The following is a 5,431-nucleotide window of genomic DNA, read 5'->3' as shown; positions in this document are numbered from 1 at the left end:
CCCGCCATAATGGCGGGGGGAACGTCAGCCTCTATTTGAGTGATTTCAGCATCACCCTCAAACACGGTGGGATGGTTGAGGGTGATACCTGTTACCGAAAAGAGCAGCATGCCGACCAAACAAACCGCGGAACTAACCCAATGCCAGTTTTTAATATTCCAAAATTGACGAGCGCGCATCGATTAAAAAGTCCAGCCGAGAGAGACCCACAGACGGCGTCCATCCTCAATATAACCGTATTCTTCCACACCAATTTGTTTATCGAATAAGTTATAAATGCCAGCTCCGACCTTAATATCGGGTGTGAGGAAGTAATTGATGCCTAAATCAGTCAACGTATATGAGGGGGCAATCAGTGAACCGCTCGAAGGTCCAGTCGTGGGTTGGCTCTCTTCGCCACGATAATGAACGCGTAACCAGGTATTCATTGCCGCGGAAGGTTTCCAGTTGAGCGACGTTTGTATCAAATGCTTGGGTAATTGTGTGAGTGGCTCGCCTTTATATTCACCGGTTTTTTGCTCCGAATCCGTAAAGGTGTAGTTCGCGCTCAGTTTCCACGCTCGGCTGAATCGCGCATCAAAAGTGGCCTCAATACCTTGTGTGACTGCTTCATCCACGTTGACGTACGTCGTGGGCATAGAGCCAAACTGATTGGGACCGCCGGTACACTGAGTGACGGGACATGCTATGCGCGATATTTTATCGTCGAACTGGTTATAGAAAACGGTAACAGAGCTCTTTATGCCTCGGCTAAAATGGGTATATAGACCGAGTTCGTAGTTAACCGATGTTTCTGCTTGTAAGTCGGGGTTACCATAAATATCTCCGCCTCGACTGACTTGTCCCCAATCCTCTGTTGTTTGACGTAAGTTAGGTGCTCGAAAGCCGGTGGATACGCCACCTTTTAGTGTGGTGGCTCGTGATAAGTGGTAGACGCCGTAGACCCGGGGACTCCATTGGTCACCAAAATACTCATCATCGTCGTAACGCAAGCCGGTTGTGAGCTCGAAGTGTTTTGCGATAGGCCATGTTGACTCAGCAAATACTGACCATTGAGAGCTATCGATTTGTGTGCGGTCGCTAATTTGGTTACTGGTGCGATCTTCTAACTCTTCCTTTAGATAAGCCGCGCCGAGTGTAATTGGCTGTTCAACGGTGAGTGGCACATTCCATACGGTTTGGAAATCGGTATTGGTAATGTACATTTGACGTGCATTGTTGTCGTACTCGTCACGTTTTAGATAGCTTCGAGCGCCGACAAGTCCCCATTGACCGTTGTGAGCAATGGAGTAACTTTGATTATCATACTCAGTCGTCGATGACTCAGGGCAACCGCGACGCCCGCAGCTTGCACCGGGGGCTAAGGGCTCGACGGTTTTACCGAGTGTTGCATCTAAAGTTTGTGAGTTGGTGCCTGCTTCGAAAAGCCACTCGTGGTCGACCGTCGGTGTATAAGCCAGTTTAACGGTGGCATGATCGGTTTTCTTTCCGCGATACCCATCAACAATATCGTCCTCGAAACGCCGTGTGTAACCGCCATACACCTGCAGCCCAAGGGTATCTTCGATAAGTGAGCCCGACGTAAAGAGATTGACTTGGTAGCTATTTCCAGATTCACTGCGTTCTTGCACGACGGAGTCTACACGTACTTCGCTACGCCATTCTTGCGGCGTTTTCTTTGTTATAATATTGATGACACCACCAATAGCGTCCGAACCATATAGCGAAGACATTGGGCCACGAATAATCTCGATACGTTCGATGGCTGCTAAGGGCGGTGTCCACGCGCCCTCAACGCCAGGACCGTCGCTATTCGGTCGTGTCTCGCGTGACGTTTGGCGCTGTCCATCGACTAATATCAAGGTGTACTGACTGCTCATTCCGCGTACGCTAATGTCTTGTCGGTCACCACCATTAGTCACAATAACTCCAGGCGCATCGGTGAGTGCATCGGTCAGATCCTTGTAAAAGCGCTGTGATAATGCTTCACCCGAAATGACACTGACTGATGCCGGTGCATCGCGTAAGGTCTTATCGGCACCGGACGCAGTAACCACTAAAACCTCCATTGGTTTTTCACGTTTATGGGAATGATTTGCGCGGTGATCTGTCTGTTGCGGGTTAGCATTTGCTGATAAAGTGAACGCACTAATTGCAGTCGCAATAATTGACAGTTTAATGCAGCGAGTGTTTGATAGATGCACAATGCTCTCCGTATATAAAAATGAGAATAGTTTTTATTTGCAAATATACGTATAATTACGGTTTGTGCAATCTCGTTTATTTGTAAGCATATTTAAGAGGTGCTTAAGCTATGAATCCGAAGATGATTCGGTCGATGAAGGCGTTTACTCGAACGGTCGAGTTAAAGAGTATGAGTGCGGCAGCGAGTGAGTTGCATATGACTGTATCGGCGGTTAGTCAGCAACTAAGGAAACTCGAAAAGGATAACGGGCTGGCGCTTTTTCATCGCAACACGCGGGTAATGACGCTCACCGAAGCCGGCGAAGTCTTTTATCAGTCGTGCCTTGATGTGTTGCAAGTTGCTGCGAAAAATCAAGAGCGTATGGAGCAGCTCACGCAAACGCCTGCGGGTGTGATGAAAATCATGGCTCCTGTAGGATTTGGGGGCGGCTTATTGAGTGAGCCTCTACGTCAGTTGACCGAACAGTTTCCGGACATGCAGTTTAAGTTATCGATGACGGATGAACCGCTTGATTTAGTGACTGCGGGCGTTGATCTTGCGATTCGTATCGGTCCCTTACCCGATTCGTCATTGTACTCTCATCATCTAATAGACTGGCATTTGATACCCTGTGCTGCTGCGTCGCACCCGCTTGCTAAACGCCATATTAGTGGACTTGATGAGTTGCAGGATGAGACCTTTATTGCACATTTTTCAAACACTTATGACTTGCCTTTGCCAGCGCCGCGCATCCAAGTCGATAATATGCAGACCACGGTTCAATTGACGTGTGATGGCGTGGGCTTTGGATTGTTACCCGAGCCCGAGGTGAAGCCACAGTTAGAAAGTGGTGAGTTGGTACGCTTACTACCTGATTGGGCAGGTGTTGAGTACAGTGTTTATGCGGTTTTGCCTGTTAGAGAAAGTATCCCGGCTAAAACGCGGCTCGTCATGAATGTGATCGAGGATTGGTTTAAGCAGGTGTAGTGTTGTATTTGATTGACATCTTTATGCAATTTAATCTGTTCTTGAGCGTGTAAAAGTAATCCAAAAGGAGTAGCATCAACGTTACTAGTTTCGCATATCTAACGCTTACACAGTAAGTTAGAGGAGACTCACGTTGTATCCAAGCGAAGTCGACATGTGGTTCCTACCCCTTGGCGGGACAGGTGAGATCGGCATGAACATGAACCTATACGGTCATGCGGGTCGCTGGTTGATGATCGACTGTGGTGTTTCCTTTGATGAGCCGCTCAACCCTGCTAAACCCAACAGTTTTAAGCACGAAGTCGTCTGTGCCGACCCTCGCTTCATTACAGATAATAAAGACGAACTCGAAGCGATCATTATTACTCATGCCCACGAAGACCACATTGGTGCTATAGAGGACTTATGGCTACGTTGGCAAAAACCGATTTATACCACCCCTTATACAGCTGCTGTTCTACGCAGAAAACTAGCCTATACCGCATTTGCTGAACTGGTCCCCATTATTGAAGTTAATGAGGGGGAAACTGTTCAAATTGGCCCATTTAGCGTGACGTGGATACGCTTTACCCATTCACTTCCTGAGCCATTTGGTGTGGTGATAGAAACGCCTGCTGCTCGTGTTTTACACACCGGAGATTGGAAAATCGATGCACAACCAATTACCTCATCTGGCTTTGACAGTGGCGTATTTCAACGCCTCGGATTAGCCGGTATCGATGCCGTTGTAGGTGACTCTACCAACGCCTTAAAGCCAGGTTGGTCAACTTCTGAAGCGGATTGCTATGAGGGATTATTGGCCGAGGCGCAGGCGGTTCATGGGCGCGTTGTAGTAGGCTGCTTTAGTAGTAATATCGCGCGTTTGATCACGTTAGCACGGGTGGCAGAAGCGTCGGGTCGCTATTTGGCAGTGCTTGGACGCTCTTTAGAAAGAAATGTGGGTCTGGCACGCCAATTTGGATTATGGCCAGAGCATATCGAGCTCATTGACCATACGCATGTCGGTTATTTACCAGCACGAGAAGTGTTAGTTGTGGCGACAGGCTGCCAAGGTGAGTCTAGAGCTGCACTCAGTCGGTTAGCCGACGACAGCCACCCCCATTTAGTGCTGGACAAAGGTGACAAAGTCATCATGAGCGCTATTATTATCCCAGGTAATGAGCTTGATATTCAACGCCTCACGAATAAGTTTAAAGCGCGTCGAATAGAGGTTGTGCATGCCGAACAAAGTGACCGCATACTGCATGCCTCGGGCCATCCTAATCAAGAAGAGCTTAAACAACTGTACCAGTGGGTGAAACCCCGTATTGTCATACCGACACACGGTGAGCCTGAGCATATGAAAGCACATGCTGAAGTCGCCAAACAAGCGGGCGTAAGAATGACACTGACTGGTATGAATGGTGATTTATTTAGAATTGGTTTACAGCCAAGCGTCCGCCGAAACGCAGTAAAAGCGGGGCGAATTGCGCTTGCTCGTGATTAATATATTATATTTATAAGCATATTGATATGCATCAAAGTGAACGCACGACAGAGCAACAAGAAGCGTGTTAAACAATATGTAATAACCTTTCAAGTAAGGTTACTAAACTTGACTTATAACGTCATTGGCTAAGGAGATCGTACTATGGATCTTGACCCCCTCGTGCTCTCGCGAATTCAATTCGCGTTTGTCGTGTCATTTCATGCCATATTCCCCGTGTTCACTATCGGTTTGGCATCTTATATTGCATTAATTTACGGCCTTGCATTCAAAACCAACAATCCAAAATGGGAGCGTTTAGGTGCCTTTTGGACCCAAGTGTTCGCAGTTGTTTTTGGTATGGGTGTGGTGTCCGGTATTGTTATGTCCTTTCAGTTTGGTACGAACTGGAGTAACTTCGCGCTCGCGACATCTAACTTTTTAGGCCCAATACTGAGCTACGAGGTGGTGACGGCTTTCTTCCTGGAAGCGGCGTTTTTGGGCGTGCTTTTGTTCGGTCGTGGTAAGGTTCCGAACGGTGTTCACTTTTTTGCCGCGCTCATGGTATCTATCGGGACATTTATTTCTAGTTTCTGGATCTTATCAGCCAATAGTTGGATGCAAACACCTGCGGGCGTTGAAATGCGTGATGGTTTTTATCATGTAATTGATTGGTCCGCGGCTATTTTCAACGACTCTTTTTGGTATCGCTTCACCCATATGGGGCTCGCTTCATTTCTAACCGGTGGCTTCGTGGTAGCCGGCGTAAGCGCTTGGTTTATTATTGAAAAGCG

The 5,431-nt window shown here is 47.7% G+C and carries 5 protein-coding genes; 3 read left to right on the top strand and 2 right to left on the bottom strand.

Going from position 1 to position 5,431, the window contains the following annotated elements; all coding sequences use genetic code 11:
* Together B2X00_RS12605 and B2X00_RS07900 are read right to left on the bottom strand one after the other, a co-directional pair.
* The coding region (locus B2X00_RS12605) for a PepSY-associated TM helix domain-containing protein (RefSeq protein WP_414653726.1) at positions 1-110 on the bottom strand (110 nt) is incomplete at its 3' end.
* A gap of 72 nt (positions 111-182) precedes the next feature.
* Positions 183-2,168, bottom strand: a complete 1,986-nt coding sequence (locus B2X00_RS07900; RefSeq protein WP_414653725.1) for a ligand-gated channel protein — start codon at positions 2,166-2,168, stop codon at positions 183-185.
* A 146-nt stretch (positions 2,169-2,314) separates the two neighbouring features.
* Here B2X00_RS07900 and B2X00_RS07895 point away from each other — a divergent pair, with 146 nt between their 5' ends.
* The 3 genes from B2X00_RS07895 to B2X00_RS07885 all read left to right on the top strand — a co-directional run.
* Positions 2,315-3,172 (top strand): LysR family transcriptional regulator, encoded by an 858-nt coding sequence (locus B2X00_RS07895; protein WP_290487004.1) that lies wholly within the window; start codon positions 2,315-2,317, stop codon positions 3,170-3,172.
* A 193-nt stretch (positions 3,173-3,365) separates the two neighbouring features.
* Positions 3,366-4,658, top strand: a complete 1,293-nt coding sequence (locus B2X00_RS07890) for a ribonuclease J (RefSeq protein WP_290487125.1) — start codon at positions 3,366-3,368, stop codon at positions 4,656-4,658.
* 144 nt (positions 4,659-4,802) lie between these two features.
* The coding region (locus B2X00_RS07885) for a cytochrome ubiquinol oxidase subunit I (RefSeq protein WP_290487002.1) at positions 4,803-5,431 on the top strand (629 nt) is incomplete at its 3' end.

It is taken from the genome of Idiomarina sp. UBA3162 (assembly GCF_002364475.1).
In the GTDB taxonomy this organism is placed as follows: Bacteria; Pseudomonadota; Gammaproteobacteria; order Enterobacterales; family Alteromonadaceae; genus Idiomarina.
This window is presented reverse-complemented; position numbering and strand designations above follow the sequence as displayed.

Coding starts and splice junctions, on each gene's coding strand:
- B2X00_RS07890 (WP_290487125.1), top strand. CDS start 3,366: ATGAACATGAACCTATACGGTCATGCGGGTCGCTGGTTGATGATCGAC.
- B2X00_RS07895 (WP_290487004.1), top strand. CDS start 2,315: ATGAATCCGAAGATGATTCGGTCGATGAAGGCGTTTACTCGAACGGTC.